The organism is Bradyrhizobium sp. UFLA05-108 (assembly GCF_059803455.1).
The window spans coordinates 1-23,490 of sequence record NZ_JBANAZ010000051.1 but is presented as its reverse complement, the minus strand read 5'-3'; the positions used below and the strand labels follow the sequence as shown (position 1 = coordinate 23,490).

Sequence of the window (23,490 nt, the reverse complement as noted above, 5' to 3'; positions counted from 1 at the left end):
AAACGCGGATACCCAGGAGCCAAGCATGGCAAAGAAGAGTTCAATCGAGAAGAACAACCGGCGCAAGCGGATGGTGAAGAACGCCGCCGCCAAGCGCGAGCGGTTGAAGGCGATCATCGCCGACAAGAAGCTCCCGATGGAGGAGCGCTTCGCTGCGACGTTGAAGCTGGCGGAAATGCCGCGCAACTCATCGGCGACCCGCATCCGTCTGCGTTGCGAGCTGTCGGGCCGCCCGCGCTCGAACTATCGCAAGAACAAGCTGTCCCGTATCGCGCTGCGTGAACTTGGCTCCAAGGGCATGGTCCCGGGCCTCGTGAAGTCGAGCTGGTAAGGAGGGTCGTTTAGATGTCTACGCACGATCCAATCAGCGATCTGATCACCCGCATCCGCAATGCGCAGATGCGCTCCAAGACCAAGGTTTCCACGCCTGGCTCGAAGATGCGCGAGAATGTGCTCGAGGTGCTGAAGACCGAGGGCTACATCCGCGGCTATGCCACGCTTGAGCATTCCTCGGGCCGCAGCGAGATCGAGATCGAGCTGAAGTATTTCGACGGCGAGCCCGTCATCCGCGAAATCGAACGTGTCTCCAAGCCCGGGCGTCGCGTTTACGCCTCGGTGAAGAACCTGCCGCGGGTCAACAACGGGCTCGGCATTTCGGTGTTGTCGACGCCGAAGGGGATCATGGCCGACCACAGCGCGCGCGACGCGAATGTGGGCGGCGAAGTCCTCTTCACGGTGTTCTGAGAAGGATTTTCGATCCATGTCACGTGTTGGCAAAAAGCCTGTGACGGTGCCGTCGGGCGTTACCGCGACCGTCGATGGGCAGACCGTCAAGATGAAGGGGCCGAAGGGCCAGCTTCAGTTCGTCGTCCATGACGACGTCGAGGTGAAGCTCGAGAACGGCCAGGTCAAGGTCAAGCCGCGGCTCGACACCAATCGCGCGCGGGCGCTGTACGGCACCGCTCGCGCTCAGGTTGCGAACCTCGTCGAGGGCGTCACGAAGGGCTTCGAGAAGAAGCTCGAAATCACCGGTGTCGGTTACCGCGCCGCGATGCAGGGCAAGAACCTGCAGCTCGCGCTCGGCTACAGCCACGACGTGATCTATGCCATCCCGGAAGGGATCACGATCGCCGTGCCGAAGCCGACCGAGATCACGGTGTCGGGTAGTGATATCCAGCGCGTCGGCCAGGTCGCGGCCGAGATCCGCGGCTATCGCCCGCCGGAGCCCTACAAGGGCAAGGGCGTGAAGTATGTTGGCGAATTCATCTTCCGCAAGGAAGGCAAGAAGAAGTAACGGAGCCGGTCATGTCCAAAGCCAAGGTTACGAATGCCCGGCGCAAGCGGAGTGTGCGGCTGAAGCTGCGCCGCTCCGGTGGCGGCCGTCCGCGCCTGTCGGTGTTCCGCTCGTCCAAGCACATCTACGCCCAGGTCATCGACGACCTGAAGGGCGAGACGCTGGCCTCTGCCTCATCGCTCGAGAAGTCGATGCGCGATGGCGGCAAGACCGGCGCCGACATCGATGCGGCGAAGGCGGTCGGCAAGTTGCTCGCCGAGCGCGCCGCGGAGAAGGGCGTCAAGGAAGTCGTGTTCGATCGCGGCAGCTATCTCTATCACGGGCGCGTCAAGGCTCTTGCCGACGCTGCACGTGAGAGCGGCCTGAGCTTCTAACAGAATTTGAGGATTGAGGCGTAAGCCTCTGAAGGATTGGAAAAACCATGGCAGGTGAACGCGAACACCGCGGCGGACGTGAACGCAAGGAGCGCGAGGAGCGCGACAGCGAGTTCGTCGACAAGCTCGTCCACATCAACCGCGTCGCCAAGGTGGTCAAGGGCGGCAAGCGCTTCGGCTTCGCAGCGCTGGTCGTGATTGGCGACCAGAAGGGCCGTGCCGGCTTCGGTCACGGCAAGGCGCGCGAAGTGCCTGAGGCGATCCGGAAAGCGACCGAATCCGCCAAGCGCAACCTGACCCGCGTGTCGCTGCGCGAGGGCCGCACGCTCCATCATGACATCGCCGGCCGTCACGGCGCGGGCCGTGTCTACCTGCGTGCCGCCCCGGCCGGTACCGGCATCATCGCCGGCGGTCCGATGCGCGCCGTGTTCGAGACGCTGGGCGTCCAGGACGTGGTGGCGAAGTCGATCGGCTCGTCGAACCCCTACAACATGGTGCGCGCGACCTTCGATGCGTTGAAGCACCAGGATTCGCCGCGCTCGGTCGCGGCCCGCCGCAACATCAAGGTGTCCACCCTGCAGTCCCGTCGTATCGGCGGCGATGCCGAGGCGGCTGCCGACTAACGGAAGCTTTTCGGAGTTTTAAAAAATGGCCAAGGCCGCCAAGACGATCAAGATCGAGCAGATCGGCAGCGCGATCCGCCGCCATCACTCGCAGCGCTCGACGCTGATCGGGCTCAAGCTCAACAAGATCGGCCGTGTCGCCGAACTGCCGGACACCCCGGCGGTTCGTGGCATGATCGAGAAGGTTCACCATCTCGTCCGCATCGTCGACGGGAAGTAAGCAAGCGGCGCATGATCTCGAAAACTGGATACCGGTTTTCGGGTAGGATCATGCGCAAGAAACAAGGAGAAGGGCGATGAAGCTCAGCGATATCGCCGACAACCCCGGCTCGCGCAAGAAGCGCATGCGCGTCGGCCGCGGCATCGGTTCGGGCAAGGGCAAGCAGTCCGGCCGCGGCGGCAAAGGCCAGACCGCGCGTTCGGGCGTGCGCATCAAGGGTTTCGAAGGCGGCCAGATGCCGATGCATCGCCGTCTGCCCAAGCGTGGCTTCAACAACATCTTCCGTGTCGAGTTCGCCGAGATCAATCTCGATCGGCTCCAGGATGCCGTCGATGCCAAGAAGCTCGACACTGGCAACGTCGTGAACGCCGAAGCGCTGGTGAAGGCCGGCGTGCTGCGCCGCTCCAAGGCCGGCGTCCGGCTGCTCGGCCGCGGCGAGCTCAAGGCCAAACTCAACATCGAAGTGCACGGCGCCTCGAAGTCCGCGATCGCGGCGGTCGAGAAGGCCGGCGGCTCGGTGAAGATCCTCGCGCCGGCCACCGAAGAAGGTGAGGCGGCGTAACATCTGCGTCATTGGCCCGCGGCTCGCGGGCCTTTACGCATGCTGGACGATGGACTTATCGAAGCCGTGCACCAGATAATGTCCGGCGTCCGCCCAAGTAGCCCGGCCGCGGGCATGACGGCGCAGTAGGCGGCGGGAGAAAGCCCAACATGGTCTCAGCAGCGGAACAACTGGCAGCCAATCTCAATTTCGGCGCGCTTGCCAAGGCCGACGAACTGAAGAAGCGCATCTGGTTCACCCTGGGTGCGCTGCTCGTTTATCGGCTGGGCACCTACATCCCGCTGCCCGGTATCGATCCCAACATCTGGGAGCAGGTGTTCCGCTCGCAGGCGGGCGGCATCCTCGGCATGTTCAACATGTTCGCCGGCGGCGGTATCCACCGCATGGCGATCTTCGCACTGAACATCATGCCGTACATCTCGGCCTCGATCATCATCCAGCTTCTCACCACCGTCTCGCCGCAACTCGAGGCGCTGAAGAAGGAAGGCGAGGCGGGCCGCAAGACGCTGAACCAGTATACCCGCTACCTCACCGTGATCCTGGCCGCGTTTCAGTCCTATGGCATTGCGGTCGGTCTGGAAGGCGCCGGCAACGTCGTCAGCGACCCCGGCCTGTTCTTCCGTCTCTCCACCGCGATCACGCTCACCGGCGGCACCATGTTCCTGATGTGGCTGGGCGAGCAGGTGACTTCGCGCGGCATCGGCAACGGTATCTCGCTGATCATTCTGTCCGGCATCGTCGCCGAGCTGCCCTCGGCGCTCGCCAACATGCTCGAACTCGGCCGTCAGGGCGCGATGTCGACCGGCCTGATCCTGATCGTCATCATCATGGCGGTCGCCGTGATCGCCTTCATCGTGTTCATGGAGCGCGCGCAGCGCCGGCTCCTGATCCAGTATCCGAAGCGACAGGTCGGCAACAAGATGTTCGAGGGCCAGTCCTCGCATCTGCCGCTCAAGCTCAACACCTCGGGCGTCATCCCGCCGATCTTCGCGTCCTCGCTGCTCCTGCTGCCGACGACGGTTGCGAACTTCAACGCCGGCAAGGGACCGGAATGGTTCCAGTGGCTCACGACGCAGCTCGGCCACGGCCGGCCGCTGTTCCTGATCATGTACCTGGCGCTGATCGTGTTCTTCGCGTTCTTCTACACCGCGATCGTGTTCAACCCGACCGAGACCGCTGACAACCTGAAGAAGCACGGCGGCTTCATCCCGGGCATCCGTCCCGGCGAGCGCACCGCCGAATACATCGACTACGTGCTGTCGCGCATCACCGTCATCGGCGCGATCTACCTCGCGATTGTCTGTTTGATCCCGGAAATTCTGATTTCCTACGCCTCGGTGCCCTTCTACTTTGGTGGCACGTCGCTGTTGATCGTGGTCAGTGTCACCATGGACACGGTGGCGCAGGTTCAGGGTTACCTGCTGGCTCACCAGTATGAGGGGTTGATCCGGAAGTCGAAGCTACGCGGCCGCCGCAACAGGTAAGTTCGGACTTGCGTCCCGGTCGCCGTTGCGATCGGTGGCTGCTCCCCGTTCAGAACTATTCCGTTGGTAGCGTTGACGGGGGCGGCTCGAGCCGTCTACCTGACCGTGCAGACCGATTCCCAAAGCCTCGTCGCTTGCGGCAAGGCGACGCCGTGTCATTATGGGTGGTGGTACGGCGCTGATTGTGGTTTGCACTAGTCTCGATCTTCAAACACAGGTGCGCGACCTATCGCTCACCGATCCGGGGGGCGAACGCCGATGAGAATTATCCTTCTGGGACCGCCGGGGTCAGGCAAGGGGACCCAGGCGCAGCGGCTGATCGAGCGCTATGGCATCGTGCAGCTCTCGACCGGCGAGATGCTTCGCGCTGCGGTTGCGGCGGGAACACCGGTCGGGCTGAAGGCAAAGGAGATCATGGCTGGCGGCGGCCTCGTGCCCGACGACGTCGTGGTCGGAATCATCGCCGACCGGATCGAGCAGCCCGATGCCAAGAAAGGTTTCATTCTCGACGGCTTCCCGCGCACCGTGCCGCAGGCTGAGGCGCTGGACGAGTTGTTGAAGCACAGGCACCTCAAGCTCGACGGCGTGATCGAGCTCAGGGTCAACGAAAGCGCACTGCTCGATCGCGTCGAGACCCGCGTCGCCCAGATGCGCGAACGCGGCGAGGAGGTCCGGGTTGACGACACCCCGGAGGTCCTGACCAAGCGACTCGCCAGCTACCGCAGCCAGACGGAACCGCTGATTCACTACTATTCCGAGCGGCGCAAGCTCTCGACCGTCGATGGCATGATGACCATCGAGGAGGTCACCCGCGCCATCCACCGCCTTCTGCTGGCGCTGGGGGCGGTCGAGCCCAAGACCCACGCCAAAACCGCCCACGCCAAAACTGCCCACGCCAAAACTGCCCACGCCAAGACCGCCCATGCCAAGACTGCGGTCAATACTGCGGCCCGGGTGGTTCCAGCCAGGAAGGGTGGGCAAAAAGCTACCAAAACGGTCAAAAAGCCCGCAAAAGTAGCCAAGAAGGCCGCCAAGTCCGCCAGGAAGGCAGCCAAAGGAACCAAGAAAGCCGCAAAAAAGACCGCCAAGACGACCGTCAAAAAGACCGCCAAAAAGGGTCCGAAGAAGGGTCAAAAAAAGGTCACGAAAAAGCGAGCTAAGCGCTAGCAGCGGTTGACGAAACCCCCCGGAATCCCTTAATAAGCCCCGCATCCAAGTCGGATAGTTTCAGACGATGCCGGGCCCCAGGAAGACCGGGGGTGGGCGTCGTGTTCGCGTTTGTGAACACCTGCCCGAGAAAGCAAGCACTTAAAGCCCGATTCCTGACGAGGGATCGGCAACAGGAGAGAAGGCCGTGGCCCGTATTGCCGGCGTAAACATTCCCACCAACAAGCGCGTGCTGATCGCGCTGCAGTACATCCATGGCATCGGCCCCAAGATCGCCGGTGACATCATGGACAAGGTGAAGATCCCCGAGGATCGTCGCGTCAATCAGCTCAGTGACCAGGAAGTGCTCCAGATCCGCGAAGTCATCGACCGCGACTATCTCGTCGAGGGCGATCTGCGTCGCGAGGTCGGCATCAACATCAAGCGTCTGATGGACCTCGGCTGCTATCGCGGCCTGCGTCATCGTCGCGGTCTGCCGGTGCGCGGTCAGCGCACCCACACCAATGCGCGCACGCGCAAGGGCCCGGCCAAGGCAATCGCCGGCAAGAAGAAGTAATTCGACGCGAATCGCGAATAGGAAGTGGCGAATGATTGCATTCGCTACTCGCCATTCGCCACTCGCATTTTCACAGGTGTAGCCGCTGGCATTACGGCGGCGTTTGAGATCTCCAGGAAAGGTACTCTATGGGCAAGGAAGCCACCCGCGTTCGCCGTCGTGAGCGCAAGAACATCGCCTCCGGCGTTGCGCACGTGAACTCGTCGTTCAACAACACGACGATCACCATTACCGATGCGCAGGGCAACACGATCGCCTGGTCGTCGGCGGGCACCATGGGTTTCAAGGGATCGCGTAAGTCGACCCCGTATGCAGCGCAGGTCGCTGCGGAGGACGTTTCCAAGAAGGCGCAGGAACACGGCATGCGCACGCTGGAAGTCGAGGTCGCCGGTCCCGGTTCGGGCCGCGAGTCGGCGCTGCGCGCGCTGCAGGCTGCGGGCTTCACCGTCACCTCGATCCGCGACGTGACCACGATCCCGCACAATGGTTGCCGCCCGCGCAAGCGTAGGCGTGTTTGATACGAGGTCGCGGGCGCCGTCGTCGTCCGCGATGACTTTGCTTTGCGAAGCCGCAAGCGTGACTTGCGGCCTTTCTCCAACGCCAGTGTCGGCAATGGCAGACTGACTGGCCTGTATGGGTGAAACAGTGACGATCCAGAAAAATTGGCAAGAACTGATTCGGCCGAACAAGCTCCAGGTATCCCCGGGTAGCGATCCGGCCCGCTTTGCGACCATCGTCGCCGAGCCGCTCGAGCGTGGCTTCGGCCAGACACTCGGCAACGCGCTGCGCCGCATCCTGTTGTCTTCGCTTCAGGGCGCCGCCGTGCAGTCGGTGCACATCGACGGCGTGCTGCACGAGTTCTCCTCGATCGCGGGCGTCCGTGAGGACGTTACCGACATCGTCCTCAACATCAAGGACATCTCGATCAAGATGCAGGGCGAAGGGCCCAAGCGCATGGTCGTGAAGAAGCAGGGCCCGGGCGTGGTTACCGCCGGCGACATCCAGACCGTCGGCGACGTCACCGTGCTCAACCCGGACCTCCAGATCTGCACCCTCGACGACGGTGCCGAGATTCGCATGGAGTTCACGGTCTCGACCGGCAAGGGCTACGTGCCCGCCGAGCGTAACCGTCCCGAGGACGCGCCGATCGGCCTGATTCCGGTCGACAGCCTCTACTCGCCGGTTCGCAAGGTCTCCTATAAGGTCGAGAACACCCGCGAGGGCCAGATCCTCGACTATGACAAGCTGACCATGACGATCGAGACCAACGGCGCGATCACGCCGGATGACTCGGTGGCCTACGCTGCGCGCATCCTCCAGGATCAGCTCAACGTGTTCGTCAACTTCGAAGAGCCGCGCAAGGAAGTCGCCCAGGAGATCATCCCGGACCTCGCCTTCAACCCGGCCTTCCTCAAGAAGGTGGACGAGCTCGAGCTGTCGGTGCGTTCGGCCAACTGCCTGAAGAACGACAACATCGTCTACATCGGCGACCTCGTGCAGAAGAGCGAGGCGGAAATGCTCCGCACCCCGAACTTCGGCCGCAAGTCGCTGAACGAGATCAAGGAAGTGCTGGCCCAGATGGGTCTGCACCTCGGCATGGAAGTGCCGGGCTGGCCGCCGGAGAACATCGACGAGCTCGCCAAGCGCTTCGAAGATCACTACTGATCTGACTTCACCGTGACGGCCGGCGTCCCCGGCCGTCATTTTTATGGGCGAACGCAGGAAGCCCACCTGAGCAACTGGTCCGACCGACCGTCGCGGCAGTTCTAATATAAGGAATAGTTACATGCGTCACGGCAAGGTTCATCGGAAGCTCAACCGCACGGCCGAGCACCGCAAGGCGATGTTCGCCAACATGGCGGCTTCGCTCATCAAGCACGAGCAGATCGTCACTACGCTGCCCAAGGCCAAGGAGCTGCGTCCGATCGTCGAGAAGCTCGTCACCCTCGGCAAGAAGGGCGGCCTCTCGCTCCGTCGTCAGGCGATCGCGGAGCTGCGCGACGTCGACATGGTCAAGAAACTCTTCGACACGCTCGCGACCCGCTACAAGGACCGCCAGGGCGGCTACACCCGCATCATCAAGGCCGGCTTCCGTTACGGCGACAACGCCGCGATGGCCGTGATCGAGTTCGTCGACCGCGACGTCGATGCCAAGGGCCAGGACTCCGGTCCGTCCCAGGCGAAGGAAGCCGAAGCGGCGTAAGCCTGTCGGCAGTTTAGAGTTTGAGAAAGCGGCGCTCTCGGGCGCCGCTTTTGTTTTGCGGGTAGAGAATTGTAGGGTGGGCAAAGCGAAGCGTGCCCACCACTTTGCGTGCCGCAGCAGAAGTGGTGGGCACGGCGCGAGAGCGCCTTTGCCCACCCTACAAAGCTTTGCCCATCCTACGGGAATGCCTTCCTCACGCATGAGTGAGTGCCAATTGCGGAGCCGCCGATGGCGCCCGACATTTCCATCGTCAACATCATTGCGTAGGGCATGATCCAGGAAAGTGCGCAGCGGTTTTCCGAGAAGATCATGCTCAACAAGAGGGTGCGCGCATGCCCGCCTATGTTATCTCCGAGGTCGAGGTCCACGATAAGAGCGCGATGGAGGCCTATCGCACGCTCGCCGCAAAGACGATCGCACAATATGACGGCCGCTACCTCGTACGCGGCGGCGCCGCAGAGGTCGTGGAGGGCGGTCCGCCAGCCAGGACCATCATCATCGTCGAGTTTCCATCGATAGTGCGTGCGCGCGAATGGTACGCCTCGGTCGAATATGCCGAGGCGCTGAAGTTGCGGAGGACCGCGCTGGAGCGACGGCTGATATTTGTCGACGGCGTACCGCCTGGGTGAGGTCTTTCTGGTGCAACGAAGGGTTGCTATGCTCGCCCGGTTAGCCCAACCGGGAGAAGAGAATGCTTCAGTCGCGATTCAAGGTTTTCTGTTTCTTCGTTGCACTGGTGATCTTGTGGCCGCTTTCGCCGTCACACGCCGACCAGCCGTTTCAGCGGCTGCTGCCGCTCCTGGTCGACCTTGCCGGATGGGAAGGCAAGAAGCCGGATGGCATGTCGATGCAGATGTCCGATACGAGCATGACCACGGCGACGCGCGAATACACGCGCGGCTCGGCGCATCTGCAGGCCGCGGTCATGGTCGGGCAGGCGGCCACTGGAGCGCTGGCACCGATCCAGAGCGGAATGAACATCCAGACTCCGGACGGTCATGTCATGTCCGCAACCATGCGCGGAATGCAGGTGCTCAAGAACTACAACAACCCGCAGAAATCAGGCACGCTCATCGTGGCGCTCGGCAAGGACGCGCTGTTCAATCTTTCCTTTGACGGCCTTACCGAGGAGGAGGGACTGGCACTCGCCGAGAGATTCGACTGGAAGGCGCTCCAGACGGCCGCTCAGGCGAAGTGAGAGCGTAGAACGTAGCAATTGTAGCAATCGTAGGGTGGGCAAAGCGAAGCGTGCCCACCTTCTATCACGCACGTGGAGAGATGGTGGGCACGGCGCACGAGCGCCTTTGCCCATCCTACGCACCAACGATTTAACTACCATCCCTCCAGCACGATCTTGCCGCGCGACTTGCCGCTTTCGAGCAGCGCATGTGCGCGCTTGAGGTTCGTCGCGTTGATCGTGCCAAAGGTCTGATCGATCGTCGTGCGAAGCACGCCTTTGTCGATGAGGTCGGCGACGTCACCCAGCAGGTGATGCTGCGCGACCATGTCAGGCGTCTGGAACGAGGAGCGCGTGAACATCGATTCCCAGTGCACCGAAATTGCCTTGCCCTTGAACACGGCCATCGTGAATTCCGGGGGATCGTCGATCAGGCCGAACCTGCCTTGCGGCGCCATGAATTCGGCGATCGCCTTGTAGTGCTGGTCGGTGAAGGTGAGGCTTGCCACCAGCGCGACCGGCGGCAGCTTGAGTTTCTCGATCTGCTCCTTCATCGGTTTGCCGTGATCGATCACAGCATGTGCGCCGAGATCGAGGCACCATTTCTGCGACTCCGGCCGCGTCGCGGTCGCGAGCACCGTGAGGCCGGTGAGGCGGCGCGCAAGCTGGATCAGGATCGAGCCAACGCCGCCTGCGCCGCCCGTGATCAGGAGCGTGCGCGGATCGACGCTCTTGCCAGGCACGGCGCCGAGGCGGTCGAACAGCAATTCCCACGCGGTGATGGAGGTGAGGGGAAGCGCGGCAGCCTGCGCGAATGAGAGCGATTTCGGCTTGAGGCCGACGATGCGCTCGTCGACCAGGTGGAATTCGGCATTGGTGCCCTGGCGCAGGATCGAGCCGGCGTAGAACACCTCGTCGCCCGGCTTGAACAGCGTGGCATCAGGCCCGACCGCATCGATCACGCCGGCCGCGTCGTAGCCCAAAATCTTGACCTCGCCTTCGGGCGGGGCAGCGCGCTTGCGCACCTTGAAGTCGACCGGATTGGCCGAGATCGCCTTTACCGCGACGCGGATGTCGCGCCCCTTCGGCTCCGGCTTTGCGGTTTCGAAATCGATCAGGGAATCCTGATCCTCGATCGGAAGCGATTTTTTGTAGCCGACGGCCTTCATGTCTCAAGTCTCCATCAGAAGGTGAGATCGCCAGGTTAAGTGTCCGGGTAGCTCCGATTTTGCAAGTACTGTAAAAATGGGGATATAGTCCCTGTTTGGATACTATTGGGAAAACACGCATGAAACGGCGCAATTTTGCCCGGCGGCCGGGGTGCTCGGTCGAGGCCACGCTCGACCTGATCGACGGCAAATGGAAGGGCGTGATCCTCTATCACCTCCAGGGCGGCACGCAGCGCTTCGGCGAATTGCGTCGCCTGATGCCCGGCATCACCCAGCGCATGCTGACCAAACAGCTTCGCGCGCTGGAGGAGGACAAGCTCGTCATCCGCAAGGTCTATGCGGAAGTGCCGCCGCGGGTGGAATACTGTCTCTCCGAGCTCGGCGAGAGCCTGCGGCCGGTGATCGATATCCTGAAAGCCTGGGGTGAAAGCCACCAGGAACGGCTGTCCTGCGCGCCGCCGCCGGTGGTCGTGAGGAAGGCGAAGCGCGCAGCGTAAGTGTCCGGGAGCGGACGTGCCGCTCCCGGAAGGGTCGTATCAGAACGCGACCTGGGTCCGCATCGCAATCGCGTCGAACTTCGAGCCCGCATTCGCCGCAGAGGTGGAGCTCACCTGCTTGGAGATGTCGCCATGCAGGTAGTCCAGCATGAAGCGGATGTTGCCGTTGACGTACCAGTTCAGCGCGGCAGTGTAGATGGTTTGCCGTCCACCCGCGATGCCGGCCGCAGTTGCGAGCTGATCGTTCAGGTTCATCGTGCTCACGCGTGCGGCGATTTCCCAGGCACCCCACCCGCCACCGGTGAGTGAGAACGGATTCGCCGGCTTGATGCCGCCGTAGGAGGCCGTCGCCGGATTGTAGGCACGCGTCTCGCCGGTGAGCACGTAGCCGACCTGCGCGTAGCCGCCGTCGAATTTCAGGCTCGGCGCGCTGAAGGGCGGCAGGCCAGTATTCGCTGTGCGGTCGACATTGAACCAGTAGTATTCGCCCTGCGCGATGAGCGGGCCATAGGTCCCCGCCACTTCGACGCCGTAGACCTGCGCCCCGGAAACGTTGGCGATCGCACCGGTCGATATCAGCGACGTTGGATCGATCCGCAGCTCAGGCCGGTCACTGAGCGTGAGCGTCTGCGCCTGCGTCACCAGATTGCGCGGCGGCTGGATCAGCCACTCCGCATCGGCGCCGATATGAAACGAGTAGCCATTGCCGCTGATGGGATTGCCGGCAATGCGGGCGACGGCGCCATATTGCTCGCTTGTCCCGGGCGGAGAGACGCTGGACGCAGAGTGGATCTGGCCCGTGGTTGGTCCGGTGACATAGGCGCCGACCCAGAGCTGGTCGTTCCACCAGCGGGTGCCGGCGGCCGAACGGAAGTCACCGGCTGCGATATTTTGTGCGATGACGCCGACCGAAGCACGCTCCATGAACAGGATGTCGTTGGAGCTGGTCGATTCGTCGAGCGTCCAGGGCAGGTCCATGATGCCGGCTTCGACCGCCATCTTGCCGCCGAACGGTTTCAGGCCGGTGTAGCTCAGATAGGCGTTTTCGACGCCGGACGTGCCGCCGCCGGGCAGCGAGCCCGGAGCTGTGCCGCCGAAGCCGTCGGACGAGCCGCCGAAGTCATAGATCAGCGCGTAGTTCCAGTCGCCGAAGAATTTGCCGACGACGCCGATCCGCGCGCGGCGGAGATTTTCGCCGCTGTCGAGCTTCTGCGGCACGGTCGCCGCGGTGTTGGGACGGTAGTCGTAGCCGCCGACGTCCCAGTGGACGCGGCTCGTGATCGCGACGCAGTTCTGTTCGTCCGCGGTGCAGATGGTCGGCCGGTTGTTCGGCATGGTCACGACGACACCGGATGGAGCCACCGGGCCCTTGACCGGAATGGCGGCTTGCGCGTTGGCAACCGCGGCCTTCGCTTCGGTTCTCGCTTCGGCCTTCGCTTCGGCCTTGGCCTTCGCCGTGGCCGCCGTGTTCGCCGCGGTCTGATTTTGCAGTTTATCGAGCTTCTGCTCGAGCAGCTTCAATTGCTGCTTCAACAATGCGATCTCCTGATCGCTGTTGCTCGCCGTCTGTGCGTGGCCTTGCGAAGCCGCGAGCGCGCCGGCGAGGCCGAGCGCCGCGGTTGTGAATCTTTTCCTATTCACGTCATCCACTCCCTTACTGATCAGCGTCCCGATCATCACGGAGAATCGTACGATCGGCAGATGACCGCCCCGCGACGAATATCACGCACGAGCCCGGTTCCCGCTGATGTAAATTCGCATCAACCGAATCGTGCTTAACTTCCACTCTGGAGGATGATGGGCGTCATGCCAATCCCGCGGGACCGGCAAAATCGCTGCCCCTCGTGCGGGACTTGCATGCCGGAGCGGGGAGAAAAGGGGGCGAATATTGGCGGGAGCCGCCCTTCTATTGGCGGTCGAACATGCCTATATTCCGGCGTCTTTTCCGAGAGGTAGGAATGTTTCGATTGATCCGCGCCACTGTTATTGCCGCAAGCTGCATGACCCTTCTGGGCAGTCTAGATCCCGCCCTCGCGCAGGACCGTCGCGTCCCGTCGTCTCAGGCGGAGCTCAAGCTGTCCTATGCGCCGATCGTGCAGCGGGTGCAGCCGGCGGTGGTCAACGTCTATGCCGCCAAGGTGGTGCAGAACCGCAATCCGCTGCTGGACGACCCGATTTTCCGCCGCTTCTTCGGCGTGCCGGGCCAGCAGCCCGAGCAGATGCAGCGCTCGCTCGGCTCCGGCGTCATCGTCGATCCCTCGGGTCTCGTGGTTACCAACGTCCATGTCATCGAGGGCGCCGACCAGGTCAAGGTGTCGCTCTCGGACAAGCGGGAGTTCGAGGCCGAGATTCTGCTGAAGGATTCCCGCACCGATCTGGCGGTGCTGCGCCTGAAGGACGCCAAGGAGAAATTCCCCACCCTCGACTTCACCAACTCGGATGAGTTGATGGTCGGCGACGTCGTGCTCGCGATCGGCAATCCCTTCGGCGTCGGCCAGACCGTGACCCACGGCATCATCTCGGCACTCGCGCGCACGCAGGTCGGCATCACCGACTATCAGTTCTTCATCCAGACCGATGCAGCGATCAATCCCGGCAATTCCGGCGGTGCGCTGGTCGACATGAACGGCAGGCTGGCCGGCATCAACACCGCGATCTATTCGCGCTCCGGCGGCTCGCAGGGCATCGGGTTTGCGATTCCTGCCAACATGGTGCGCGTCGTCGTTGCCTCCGCCAGGAGCGGCGGCAAGGCGGTGAAGCGGCCGTGGCTCGGCGCGCGGCTCCAGGGGGTGACGCCCGACATCGCGGAGAGCCTGGGCCTGCGCTCGCCGACGGGCGCGCTGGTCGCGAGCGTCGTGTCGAACGGGCCTGCGGCGAAAGCCGGCTTGAAAGCCTCCGATCTGATCGTCGCGATCGACGGGCAGACGGTCGACGATCTCAATGCCTTCGACTACCGCCTGGCCACCCGTCCGCTCGGCGGTACCGCGCAACTCGACGTGCAGCGCGCCGGCAAACCGATCAAGCTCACCGTGCAGCTCGAGACCGCGCCTGACACCGGTCGCAATGAGATCGTCATCACCGCGCGCTCGCCATTCCAGGGTGCGAAGATCTCGGCCATCACGCCGGCGGTCGCCGACGAATTGCATCTCGATGCCGACACCGAGGGCGTCGTGATCACCGAAATCGGCGACGACACCACGGCCGCAGGCGTCGGCTTCCAGAAGGGCGATATCATTCTTTCGGTCAACAACCAGAAGATCGGCCAGACCAGCGATCTGGAGAAGGCGGCGGGCGTGTCCGCGCGGCTCTGGCGTATCGCGCTGCTGCGCGGCGGCCAGCAGATCAACGTCACGCTCGGCGGATGAGCGCGAAGCGACCACAGGGGACGCCAACGCTCTTCGCCGCGGCTGGGCTCGATCACGATGCCCCGCATCCGCTGCCGGACCGCCTGCGCCCGCGCGCGCTGTCGGAGGTCGTGGGTCAGGACCACATCCTCGGCCCGGACGGCGCGCTGACACGCATGCTGGCGACGCGTACGCTCGGCTCGCTGGTGTTCTGGGGACCGCCGGGCACCGGCAAGACCACCGTGGCGCGGCTGCTCGCTGACGCCACCGACCTGCATTTCGAGCAGATCTCCGCGGTATTCTCCGGCGTCGCCGACCTGAAAAAGGCCTTTGACGCCGCGCGCGCCCGCCGCGAGATGGGCAAGGGCACGCTGCTGTTCGTCGACGAGGTGCATCGCTTCAACCGCGCGCAGCAGGATTCCTTTCTGCCGGTGATGGAGGACGGAACGGTGGTGATGGTCGGCGCCACCACCGAAAATCCGTCCTTCGAGCTCAACGCGGCGTTGCTCTCGCGCGCCCGCGTGCTGGTGTTCCATTCGCTCGACGCCGCAGCAATCGAAAAACTGTTCGCGCATGCGGAAGTCGTCGAGGGCAAGAAGCTGCCGCTGGATGCGGAGGCGCGCGCCGCGCTCGCACGCATGGCCGACGGCGACGGCCGTGCTGCGCTGACGCTGGTCGAGGAAGTCTGGCGTTCCGCGCGCGCCGGCGAGATATTCACGGCCGAGCAGTTGCAGGACATCTTGCAGCGCCGCGCGCCGATCTACGACAAGTCCGCCGACGGCCACTACAACCTGATCTCGGCCCTGCATAAGTCCGTGCGCGGCTCAGATCCGGACGCGGCGCTCTATTATCTTGCGCGCATGCTGGACGCCGGCGAGGATCCGCTGTTCCTGGCGCGGCGCGTGGTGCGCATGGCGGTCGAGGACATCGGCCTTGCCGATCCGCAGGCGCTCGTCATCGCGAATGCGGCGAAGGACGCCTTCGACTTCCTGGGTCATCCCGAAGGCGAGCTCGCGATCGCCCAGGCCGTCGTCTATCTCGCCACCGCGCCGAAATCGAACGCAGTCTACGCTGCCTTCGGCGCCGCGATGCAGACCGCAAAGCAGGCCGGCTCCCTGCTGCCGCCGAAGCACATCCTCAACGCGCCCACCGGTCTGATGAAGTCGGAGGGCTATGGCGCAGCCTACGAATACGACCACGACGCGCCCGACGCGTTTTCCGGCCAGGACTATTTCCCGGAGGCCCTTGGACGCCAGACCTTCTACGACCCGCCCGAGCGCGGGTTTGAGCGGGAGATCAGGAAGCGGCTGGATTACTGGGCGAAGCTGCGGAAGGAGCGGGGCGGCTCGCGTTGAAATCGGCCATTTCGTCGTGACGAGAAGCCGCTTTTAGGCTAGGCAGACAACCATGAGCCGCCGCATCAAGAGAACCAACCCAAAGCCCCGCTCGCGTGATGAACGCAAGGAAGCGCGTCCGTTCAAGGCGCGTAGCGCGCAGAAGGCAGGGCCGCGGCCGGGCGGCAAGCCGGGTTCGAAGCCGCCACTTTTCGCTAGCGAGCGCACCGAGCGGCGTGCGCCTGAGCCGGCGAGCGCAAAGCCCGTCGAGGCGCTGCTGCCGACCAAGGTGCAGACCGTCACCGTGACGGCCGACGAGAACAACATGCGCGTCGATCGGTTTCTGGAGGCGCGTTTCCCAGGGCTGTCGTTCTCCCACATCCAGCGCGTCGTGCGCAAAGGCGAACTGCGCGTCGACGGCAAGCGGGTCGACAGCAAGGACCGGCTGGAGGAGGGGCAGAGCGTCCGCATTCCGCCGTTGAAGCTGGATACGCCGAAGCTGCCCGGCGCGCTCTCCGAAGCCGCGCAAAAAACGCTTCAAGCGCTCAAGGAGATGACGCTCTACGAGGACGACGACGTCCTCGTGCTCAACAAGCCGGCGGGGCTTGCGGTGCAGGGGGGCTCCGGCACCACGCGGCACATCGACCAGATGTTGGAAGTGATGCGGGACGCCAAGGGGCAGAAGCCACGCCTGGTGCATCGCATCGACAAGGACACGTCAGGCTGCCTGTTGATCGCGAAGACGCGCTTTGCCGCGACCCATCTCACCGGTGCCTTCCGCTCGCGTTCGGCACGGAAGATCTATTGGGCGCTGGTGCCGGGTCTGCCGAAGCCGAAGCAGGGCCGCATCTCGACCTTCCTCGCGAAAGAGGAGAGCGAGGACGACACCATCATGCGCATCGCCCAACATGGCGACGAGGGCGCGAGCCACGCGGTGACCTACTATGCGGTGGTCGAGACCGCCGGCAACAAGCTCACCTGGGTGTCGCTGAAGCCGGTGACCGGGCGCACGCACCAGCTTCGCGCCCACATGGCCCATATCGGCCATCCCATCATCGGCGATCCCAAATACTTCAACATCGAGAACTGGGAATTGCCGGGCGGCCTGCAAAACCGGCTGCATCTGCTCGCGCGCCGTATCGTCATTCCGCATCCGCGCGGTGGGGTCATCGACGCCAGCGCTCCGCTGCCGCCGCACATGCAGCAGTCGTGGAACCTGCTTGGCCTCGACGCAACAAGATTTGATCCGATCGAGAACGCGCCGGAGGAGTAATCCGCTTGCGCGACCACGGGAGGAGCACGACATGTCCTCCATGAAGGCGACGCTCTCCATCCTGGTGGTTCTAGCTGCGCTCGCGGCGGGGCAGGGCAGTTTCGCGCAGACGCTGGTGCCGGGCACCTCGCCGCTATTGCTGCCACCACCGCCTCCTCCGCTGCCACCGCCAAAGATCGAGATACCGAAAGTCCCGCAGCTCGATGCGCGGCCGAGCAACAATTACAGACCGGCGCCACGATCCTCATTCAGCGACCGCATCAGCAAATGCCTCGATGACGCTGCCGGGGCGGGGCTTAGCCCAGCCGATCGCGGCACGTATTCACGCATGTGCGCGAACCAGTAGGTCATCCCGCCACATCCTCAGTTGTCATCGCTCGACCGGGCGATCCAGTACTCCGAGACGGCTGTGATTGAATCGATAAGCCGCGGCGTACTGGATGCCCCGCCTGCTGTTTAGACCGGACAGATCACTGCGCGGGGCATGACAGCGGCGAGTGTGACAGGGGCCCGCTAGTTCCTGAACTGCTCCAGAAACATCCGCAGGCTGTCATGCGGGCTCTCGACGTCGGTGATCAGCCAGCCTTCCGGCCCGTCGACCAGGATGAAGTTCAGCGTCACCCGACGGCCGTTATTGTCGAACAGCGCCGCGACATAGGTCTTGTCGTATTGCTTGCGAAGCACCGAGATCGCGACCGGGCCGAGTGTCCAGGTCTGGCTTTGCACCAGGAAATCGTAGGGCTCGCTCCGCTGGCTGCTCCAGACCTTGCGCAGGCTGGGGTCGAAGAACTGGCGCGCGGTCGGAGCATCTCGCGGCAGGCCTTTCGAGAACTCCGGTGCACCCCGGCCGTAATGGGCATAGACGTTGCGCACCAGCGATTCCGGCGAGCGGAAACCGGCCTCGGCGACAACCGACCAGAAGCCGGCGAACAGGGCCATAATGCCAGCGATTTCCTTCATGCCTGCCGCTCGCTTTATCGGCTGCCGGACATACTTTAGAAGCCTAGCATCCAGGGATTAGGGTCGAAAACCGAATGCGTGAATTGTTTGACGAGGTTGCGGGCCAGTCCCGGCTCGATCCGCAGGAGGCCGCGCGGGCTGCCTCCCGGGCGCCCCTGCGCAAGCGTTTCTATGCGCAGGCGGGCGTTGCGGAGGCCGAGGGCGGCTTCGCCATCACGCTCGACGGCAAGCCGATCAAGACGCCGTCCGGCCGCCAGGTTGTCATCCCCGCGAAGCTGCTCGCCGACGCGGTCGCCGCGGAATGGGCGGGCCAGGCGGAGACGATCGACCCCATGACCATGCCGCTGACGCGGCTCGCCAACAGCGTGGTCGAGGGCGTGGTCGGCCGCGTCGATCTCGTCAGCGATGACCTCGCAAAATACCTCCAGTCCGACCTGCTGTTCTATCGCGCCGGCCATCCCGAGGGCCTGGTGGCCCGCGAGGCCGTGCATTGGGACCCCGTGCTGTTCTGGGCGGCCGAGACGCTTGGCGCGCATTTCATCCTGTCCGAGGGCATCATGCATGTCACCCAGCCGGAGCAGGCGATCGCGGCCGCGCGGGCGGCCCTGCCCGGGGATCCCTGGTCGGTCGCAGCTTTGCACGTGATCACGACGCTGACGGGCTCGGCGCTGCTGGCCCTCGCCCTGGCGCATCGGGCGCGTGATGCCGACCAGGTCTGGGCCGCCGCCCATGTCGACGAGGACTGGAACGCCGATCAGTGGGGCGTGGATGAGGAGGCGGCCGGCCGCCGCGCCGCCCGGCTGAAGGATTTTGCCGCGGCGGTGGTGGTCCTCGAGGCCGTGAACGGGCTCCCGACGCAAGGTCCTTAACGGGAGGTTTACGACGGATGGCTAGGGTTGCTCGCGTTCCGCGGGTCCTGAAAACATGCCGACGCCGATAAGCTCGATTGTATCAGTCAGCGCCGCCACCTCCGTAGCCGATACGGCAACGCCGGAGCTCGTGCTCCAGGCGGGCTCGGTCGTCGACGCCAAGGTCGTCAGCGTGATGGCCGACAATCTCGTACGCATCGCGATCGCCAACCTCTCGATTGACGTTATGTCGGAGGTGGCGCTGTCGCCGGGGCAGAACCTCCAGCTCGCGGTGTCGCAGAGCGATGGCACCGTACGCCTTGCGATCGTCAACGGAACGGACGGGGCGGCGACCGATCAGGTCACGCTGACGCCAGGTGCGGTCGCGCTCACCGACGCGCCCACGCTCGCGCCGTCCGCGACCGCTGGGCGCAATCTCCTGACGCCGCTCGAGCAGATCGCCGTTTCGGTGGCCTCCAGTGAGGCGGTGACCAAGCAGGGCAGCCAGGCGCCGCTGTTTGCCAATCTCGCCTCGGTCGTCACCAACAGTGACCTGCCGGCCGGGCTGAAGCAGGCCGTGCTGGACGTGCTGGCGCAGCAGACACCACTCGGTCCGCAGCTCGACGGTGGCGACATCGAGTCCGCGTTCCAGAAATCCGGGATCTTCCTCGAGGCCTCGCTGGCGTCAGGGCTGATGCCTGCAAGCGGCACCGTTCCTGATCTGAAGGCGGCGCTTCTCGTGCTGCGCCAGACGCTCGCTGCAACGTCGGGCGCGGTTGAAACTTTGGCGCCGCAAGTGGCGGCACCGGCAAACGCGCTTCCCGCCGCGCCTGCGGCCGTGGCGCGGGCCGTGACCTCGCTCGAGCAGATTGCTGGCGAAACGTTCCAGGCGCCGCCGCTCTCACCTGAAGCTGGCCCAGGCCAGACGCTGCAGGCGCCGCACGGCGCCGATATCGCGGCCGCGCTCACCGAGGCCATGACCGAAGGCGCGCTGCCGCGCGCCGTGTCACCCGGCGTCGCGCTGAGCCTGCTCCAGGAAGCCGTGCAAGAGCTGCCGCATGCCATGGGCGCCGCGTTTGCGGCATCCAAAGCCGCGGCGCCGGACGCGCACAGCCTCGACACGATGCCGCGTGCGGCGACCGCGCCGCCGCCATTTCGCGGTGCGCTGCCATCGCCGCAGGCGATCCCAGCGGCCTCGCTGGCATCAGATGCTCCGCTGAGTCAGACCGTGCACCGGCTGCTCGACGACACCGACGCCGCGATCGCGCGGCAGACTTTGTTGCAGGTCGCATCACTTCCGGATCGCGTCGATGCCAGCGGCCAACGCGTCGATCCGTCCGTGCCGCAATGGGCGTTCGAAATTCCCTTCGCCACGCCCCAAGGCACCGCGATGGCACAGTTCGAGATTACGCGCGACGGTGGTGGCAGCGAGTCCGATCCGGCGAAAAAGGCCTGGCGCGCGCGCTTCTCGCTCAACGTCGAGCCGGCCGGCCCCGTGCATGCCCTGATCACGCTCAATGGCGACAAGACATTTGTGCGGATGTGGGCGGAACGTCCTGCCACCGCGCAGCAATTGCGCGACGGCGCCGGCGAGCTCAGCAAGGCGCTGGCCAAAGCCGATCTCAAGCCCGGCGACATCGTGATCCGCGACGGCACGCCGCCGCAGCCGCAACCGGCGCGCGCCGGGCACTTTCTGGATCGCGCGACATGAGCGAGGAGAGCAAGCTCGCCATCGCCCTGCATTACGAGAAGGGCAGCGGTGCGCCGCGGGTCGTCGCCAAGGGCAAGGGCACGATCGGCGCCAAGATCGTGGAACTGGCAAAGGCCCACGACATTCCGATCGAGGAGAACGAGGTGCTGGCGGGCGCGTTGTCCAAGGTCGAGCTCGGCGACGAAATCCCGCCGGACCTCTACAAGGCCGTGGCCGAGGTCTTGGTGTTCGTGCTGCGGCTGTCGGGCCGGGTGCGCTAAAGCCGCGCCAAAACGCTGTCATCGTTTCACCACGAAACCGGCTGCACTGTCGCTACCGACCATTGAACGGATACCGCCCTTGCTGACCCGTCGCTCTACTCTCGGCCTTCTCGCCGCCAGCGCCATCCTGCCATCGCGCGCGCTCGCCAATGTTGCGCCGCCGCTTAGCGAAGTTCGCGACAGCCTCGCGAAGCGTTTTACGGAAGCCGGCACGGCCGGCACCTTCGTCGGCTACAAGGTCGACGACTACATGATTATCCTGAGCGACAAGGAGCGCTCCGCCGAGCCGCGGCTGCCGGCCTCGACCTTCAAGATTCCCAACTCGCTGATCGGGCTGGAAACCGGCGTGGTGCAGGACGTGGACAAGGATGTCTTCCCCTGGGACGGCGTGAAGCGCGACATCGAGGCCTGGAACAGGGATCACACGCTGCGCAGCGCCATCGCGGTCAGCGCGGTGCCGGTCTATCAGGAGATCGCGCGCCGCATCGGCCAGGAGCGGATGCAAAAATACGTCGACCTCTTCGAATATGGCAATCGCGACATCGGCGGCGGCATCGACCAGTTCTGGCTGACCGGAAACCTGCGCATCGATCCCATGGACCAGATCGACTTCGTCGACCGGCTGCGGCGCCGCGCGCTGCCGATCTCCGGGCGCAGCCAGGATCTCGTCTGCGATATCCTGCCGGTGACGAAAGTCGGCACCTCCATCATCCGTGCCAAGTCCGGCCTCACGGGTAAGGAGCAGGGCTCGCTCGGCTGGATGGTCGGCTGGGCCGAGAAGGGCGACGCGCGCACCGTGTTCGCGCTCAACATGGATTGCCGCGAGCCGCGTCACATCGCCGATCGCATGACGCTGACGCAAGCCTGCCTTGCCGATATCGGCGCAATTTAACGTAGCAGCTCTGGAGTCTGTCGCGCAGCTCGACTAGCATTGCTCGGCTACTAATCGGCCGTTCGGCGCGAGCGCCGCATACGAGACCTTGTATGATGCTGCATCGCCGCTCGGTTCTCCTCGGAGGCTCCGCACTTCTACTTGGCGGCGCGCGGCTGCATGCTCAGTCCCTGCCTGAGCAGGAGCTCGCGGCCTTGCTCGAGGACCACATCGAGACCGGCCACGAGACCATGGGGCTCGTGGCGGGTCGCATCGACGGCGGTCGCCGCATCGTCGCGACCCATGGGCGTTCGGGAGCCGCCAATAATCGCGCGCTCGACGCCGACACCGTCTTCGAGATCGGCTCGATCACAAAGGTCTTCACCGCCTTGCTGCTGGCCGAGATGGTCGGACGAGGCGAGGTGGCGCTGGATGATCCCGCGGCCAAGTTCCTGCCCGAGCGGGTCAGGATGCCGGAATATCAGGGCGTCCCGATCACCTTGCTGGATCTAGCGACCTACACTTCCGGCCTGCCGAACATGCCCAACAATTTTGCGCCGAAGGACCCCACCAATCCGTATGCCGACTACACCGCCGATCGGCTCTACGATTTCCTGTCGAGCTACAGGCTCGCCTACACGCCGGGCAAGCACTACGAATACGCCAATCTCGGCTTCGGCCTGCTCGGGCACGTATTGGCACTGCGCGCGGGCAAAAGTTACGAGGAGCTCGTCACTTCGCGCATCTGCGCGCCGCTCGGCATGGACGACACGCGGATCACGCTTTCCGCCGCGCTGCGCGAGCGCCTGGCGCCAGGCCACAATACAGCGTTGGCACCCGTGGCGAATTGGGACCTCGATGCGCTCGCAGGCGCCGGCGCGCTGCGCCTCGACCTTGAACGACCTCTTCAAGTTCGTCGAGGCCTATCAGGGCACGCGCGACACGCCGCTCGATGCCGCCATGAGGATGACGCTGTCGCTGCGGCGTCCGCGAGAGCCGCAGCGTGACGTTGCCATGGGCTGGTTCACCAGCTTGCGCTTCGACGACGAGGTGATCTGGAAGGACGGCGGCACCGGCGGCTATGCGACCTTCATCGGCTATTCGACCAGTACCGGGAAGGCATCCATCCTGCTGTCGAATGCGAACGATTATGGCGCCAACACCTCGCTCGCACTGAACATGATCAACCCGGTCTATCCGCCACCGAAGATCCGGCACGAGGTCCCCGTCGATCCGGCGCTGCTCACAGCCTATATGGGCCGCTACCAGATCGCAGCGACCTTCGTGCTGACGGTGCGCGCCGACGGCAGCCATCTGTTCGTGCAGGCGACCGGGCAGGCCGAATATGAGGTATTTGCCGAGAGCGAGACGGATTTCTTCTACCGCGTCGTCGACGCTCAGCTCACTTTCGCAAGGCCCGAGGACGGCGCAGCGCCGATGCTGACGCTGCACCAGAACGGCAAGGACATGCGCGGGCGGCGGGTGCCCTAAAGCGTGATGGCATTAAGTTCGATAGCCTGAATTTTTGAGGTAGTTGGCGCATTCCTCGGGGGTGAAGGCATC

The 23,490-nt window shown here is 64.2% G+C and carries 29 protein-coding genes; 26 read left to right on the top strand and 3 right to left on the bottom strand.

The window, feature by feature from the left end:
• Positions 1-25: 25 nt before the first annotated feature.
• From rpsN to SO140_RS30810, 15 genes are all read left to right on the top strand, one after another.
• Positions 26-331 carry a 30S ribosomal protein S14 gene (gene rpsN / locus SO140_RS30880; RefSeq protein WP_027520952.1) on the top strand — a complete coding sequence of 102 codons (306 nt, stop codon included), beginning with the start codon at positions 26-28 and terminating at the stop codon, positions 329-331.
• A gap of 14 nt (positions 332-345) precedes the next feature.
• Positions 346-744, top strand: a complete 399-nt coding sequence (gene rpsH, locus SO140_RS30875) for a 30S ribosomal protein S8 (RefSeq protein ID WP_027554158.1) — start codon at positions 346-348, stop codon at positions 742-744.
• 16 nt (positions 745-760) lie between these two features.
• Positions 761-1,294: a 50S ribosomal protein L6 gene (rplF, locus tag SO140_RS30870; RefSeq protein ID WP_449377267.1), complete on the top strand. Its 534-nt coding sequence runs from the start codon at positions 761-763 to the stop codon at positions 1,292-1,294.
• 11 nt (positions 1,295-1,305) lie between these two features.
• Positions 1,306-1,668 (top strand): 50S ribosomal protein L18, encoded by a 363-nt coding sequence (gene rplR, locus SO140_RS30865; protein ID WP_007603036.1) that lies wholly within the window; start codon positions 1,306-1,308, stop codon positions 1,666-1,668.
• Positions 1,669-1,715: 47 nt separating this feature from the next.
• The gene (gene rpsE / locus SO140_RS30860) at positions 1,716-2,291 is read left to right on the top strand and encodes a 30S ribosomal protein S5 (protein WP_027520948.1); all 576 of its coding nucleotides are present in this window, start codon (positions 1,716-1,718) and stop codon (positions 2,289-2,291) included.
• A 25-nt stretch (positions 2,292-2,316) separates the two neighbouring features.
• On the top strand, positions 2,317-2,511 hold the full coding sequence (gene rpmD / locus SO140_RS30855) for a 50S ribosomal protein L30 (protein WP_027520947.1): 195 nt from the start codon (positions 2,317-2,319) through the stop codon (positions 2,509-2,511).
• A gap of 76 nt (positions 2,512-2,587) precedes the next feature.
• Entirely contained in the window at positions 2,588-3,073 is a 486-nt protein-coding gene (gene rplO / locus SO140_RS30850) for a 50S ribosomal protein L15 (protein WP_498543538.1), read from the top strand.
• A gap of 149 nt (positions 3,074-3,222) precedes the next feature.
• Positions 3,223-4,557 (top strand): preprotein translocase subunit SecY, encoded by a 1,335-nt coding sequence (secY, locus tag SO140_RS30845; RefSeq protein ID WP_449377266.1) that lies wholly within the window; start codon positions 3,223-3,225, stop codon positions 4,555-4,557.
• A gap of 258 nt (positions 4,558-4,815) precedes the next feature.
• Positions 4,816-5,724, top strand: coding sequence for an adenylate kinase (locus tag SO140_RS30840; protein ID WP_498543537.1), 909 nt, complete (start codon positions 4,816-4,818; stop codon positions 5,722-5,724).
• A gap of 187 nt (positions 5,725-5,911) precedes the next feature.
• Complete coding sequence (gene rpsM, locus SO140_RS30835) at positions 5,912-6,280, top strand: 30S ribosomal protein S13 (RefSeq protein WP_498543536.1); 369 nt, start codon at positions 5,912-5,914, stop codon at positions 6,278-6,280.
• A 128-nt stretch (positions 6,281-6,408) separates the two neighbouring features.
• Entirely contained in the window at positions 6,409-6,798 is a 390-nt protein-coding gene (gene rpsK / locus SO140_RS30830; RefSeq protein WP_007603045.1) for a 30S ribosomal protein S11, read from the top strand.
• A 115-nt stretch (positions 6,799-6,913) separates the two neighbouring features.
• A complete protein-coding gene (locus SO140_RS30825; protein WP_449377264.1) occupies positions 6,914-7,945 on the top strand; it encodes a DNA-directed RNA polymerase subunit alpha in 1,032 nt (343 codons plus the stop codon).
• Positions 7,946-8,066: 121 nt separating this feature from the next.
• A complete protein-coding gene (gene rplQ, locus SO140_RS30820) occupies positions 8,067-8,483 on the top strand; it encodes a 50S ribosomal protein L17 (protein ID WP_027520940.1) in 417 nt (138 codons plus the stop codon).
• 332 nt (positions 8,484-8,815) lie between these two features.
• The gene (locus tag SO140_RS30815) at positions 8,816-9,112 is read left to right on the top strand and encodes a DUF1330 domain-containing protein (protein ID WP_498543535.1); all 297 of its coding nucleotides are present in this window, start codon (positions 8,816-8,818) and stop codon (positions 9,110-9,112) included.
• A 62-nt stretch (positions 9,113-9,174) separates the two neighbouring features.
• Positions 9,175-9,681, top strand: a complete 507-nt coding sequence (locus tag SO140_RS30810; protein WP_498543534.1) for a hypothetical protein — start codon at positions 9,175-9,177, stop codon at positions 9,679-9,681.
• Between the two features lie 134 nt (positions 9,682-9,815).
• Here the strand turns inward: SO140_RS30810 and SO140_RS30805 are convergent, their stop codons facing one another.
• Positions 9,816-10,829 (bottom strand): zinc-binding alcohol dehydrogenase family protein, encoded by a 1,014-nt coding sequence (locus tag SO140_RS30805; protein WP_498543533.1) that lies wholly within the window; start codon positions 10,827-10,829, stop codon positions 9,816-9,818.
• A 119-nt stretch (positions 10,830-10,948) separates the two neighbouring features.
• Here SO140_RS30805 and SO140_RS30800 point away from each other — a divergent pair, with 119 nt between their 5' ends.
• Complete coding sequence (locus tag SO140_RS30800; protein ID WP_449377260.1) at positions 10,949-11,326, top strand: winged helix-turn-helix transcriptional regulator; 378 nt, start codon at positions 10,949-10,951, stop codon at positions 11,324-11,326.
• 39 nt (positions 11,327-11,365) lie between these two features.
• On the opposite strand, the gene SO140_RS30795 is transcribed toward SO140_RS30800, so the two are convergent.
• Positions 11,366-12,967 carry an OprO/OprP family phosphate-selective porin gene (locus SO140_RS30795; RefSeq protein ID WP_498543532.1) on the bottom strand — a complete coding sequence of 534 codons (1,602 nt, stop codon included), beginning with the start codon at positions 12,965-12,967 and terminating at the stop codon, positions 11,366-11,368.
• Between the two features lie 317 nt (positions 12,968-13,284).
• On the opposite strand from SO140_RS30795, the gene SO140_RS30790 reads away from it, so the two are divergent.
• Genes SO140_RS30790 through SO140_RS30775 form a run of 4 tightly spaced genes read left to right on the top strand, consistent with a single transcriptional unit; the run spans position 13,285 to position 17,623 of the window.
• The gene (locus SO140_RS30790) at positions 13,285-14,691 is read left to right on the top strand and encodes a DegQ family serine endoprotease (RefSeq protein ID WP_498543531.1); all 1,407 of its coding nucleotides are present in this window, start codon (positions 13,285-13,287) and stop codon (positions 14,689-14,691) included.
• On the top strand, positions 14,688-16,025 hold the full coding sequence (locus tag SO140_RS30785; RefSeq protein WP_449377257.1) for a replication-associated recombination protein A: 1,338 nt from the start codon (positions 14,688-14,690) through the stop codon (positions 16,023-16,025). The genes SO140_RS30790 and SO140_RS30785 overlap by 4 nt, the downstream gene beginning before the upstream one ends.
• A gap of 52 nt (positions 16,026-16,077) precedes the next feature.
• A complete protein-coding gene (locus SO140_RS30780) occupies positions 16,078-17,277 on the top strand; it encodes an RluA family pseudouridine synthase (RefSeq protein ID WP_498543530.1) in 1,200 nt (399 codons plus the stop codon).
• A 31-nt stretch (positions 17,278-17,308) separates the two neighbouring features.
• Positions 17,309-17,623: a hypothetical protein gene (locus SO140_RS30775; protein ID WP_498543529.1), complete on the top strand. Its 315-nt coding sequence runs from the start codon at positions 17,309-17,311 to the stop codon at positions 17,621-17,623.
• Between the two features lie 167 nt (positions 17,624-17,790).
• Here the strand turns inward: SO140_RS30775 and SO140_RS30770 are convergent, their stop codons facing one another.
• Positions 17,791-18,237, bottom strand: coding sequence for a hypothetical protein (locus SO140_RS30770; RefSeq protein WP_449377254.1), 447 nt, complete (start codon positions 18,235-18,237; stop codon positions 17,791-17,793).
• A gap of 74 nt (positions 18,238-18,311) precedes the next feature.
• On the opposite strand from SO140_RS30770, the gene SO140_RS30765 reads away from it, so the two are divergent.
• The 6 genes from SO140_RS30765 (at position 18,312) to SO140_RS30740 (ending at position 23,418) form a co-directional block, all read left to right on the top strand.
• Positions 18,312-19,106 carry an ATP12 family chaperone protein gene (locus tag SO140_RS30765; protein WP_449377253.1) on the top strand — a complete coding sequence of 265 codons (795 nt, stop codon included), beginning with the start codon at positions 18,312-18,314 and terminating at the stop codon, positions 19,104-19,106.
• A gap of 55 nt (positions 19,107-19,161) precedes the next feature.
• On the top strand, positions 19,162-20,796 hold the full coding sequence (gene fliK / locus SO140_RS30760; RefSeq protein WP_449377252.1) for a flagellar hook-length control protein FliK: 1,635 nt from the start codon (positions 19,162-19,164) through the stop codon (positions 20,794-20,796).
• Positions 20,793-21,056 (top strand): EscU/YscU/HrcU family type III secretion system export apparatus switch protein, encoded by a 264-nt coding sequence (locus tag SO140_RS30755; protein ID WP_254113110.1) that lies wholly within the window; start codon positions 20,793-20,795, stop codon positions 21,054-21,056. The genes fliK and SO140_RS30755 overlap by 4 nt, the downstream gene beginning before the upstream one ends.
• A gap of 79 nt (positions 21,057-21,135) precedes the next feature.
• Complete coding sequence (gene blaOXA, locus SO140_RS30750; protein WP_449377251.1) at positions 21,136-21,948, top strand: class D beta-lactamase; 813 nt, start codon at positions 21,136-21,138, stop codon at positions 21,946-21,948.
• A 92-nt stretch (positions 21,949-22,040) separates the two neighbouring features.
• Positions 22,041-22,934 carry a serine hydrolase domain-containing protein gene (locus SO140_RS30745; protein ID WP_449377250.1) on the top strand — a complete coding sequence of 298 codons (894 nt, stop codon included), beginning with the start codon at positions 22,041-22,043 and terminating at the stop codon, positions 22,932-22,934.
• Complete coding sequence (locus SO140_RS30740; RefSeq protein WP_449377249.1) at positions 22,888-23,418, top strand: DUF3471 domain-containing protein; 531 nt, start codon at positions 22,888-22,890, stop codon at positions 23,416-23,418. Before SO140_RS30745 ends, SO140_RS30740 begins: the two co-directional genes overlap by 47 nt.
• The last annotated feature ends 72 nt before the right edge of the window (positions 23,419-23,490 follow it).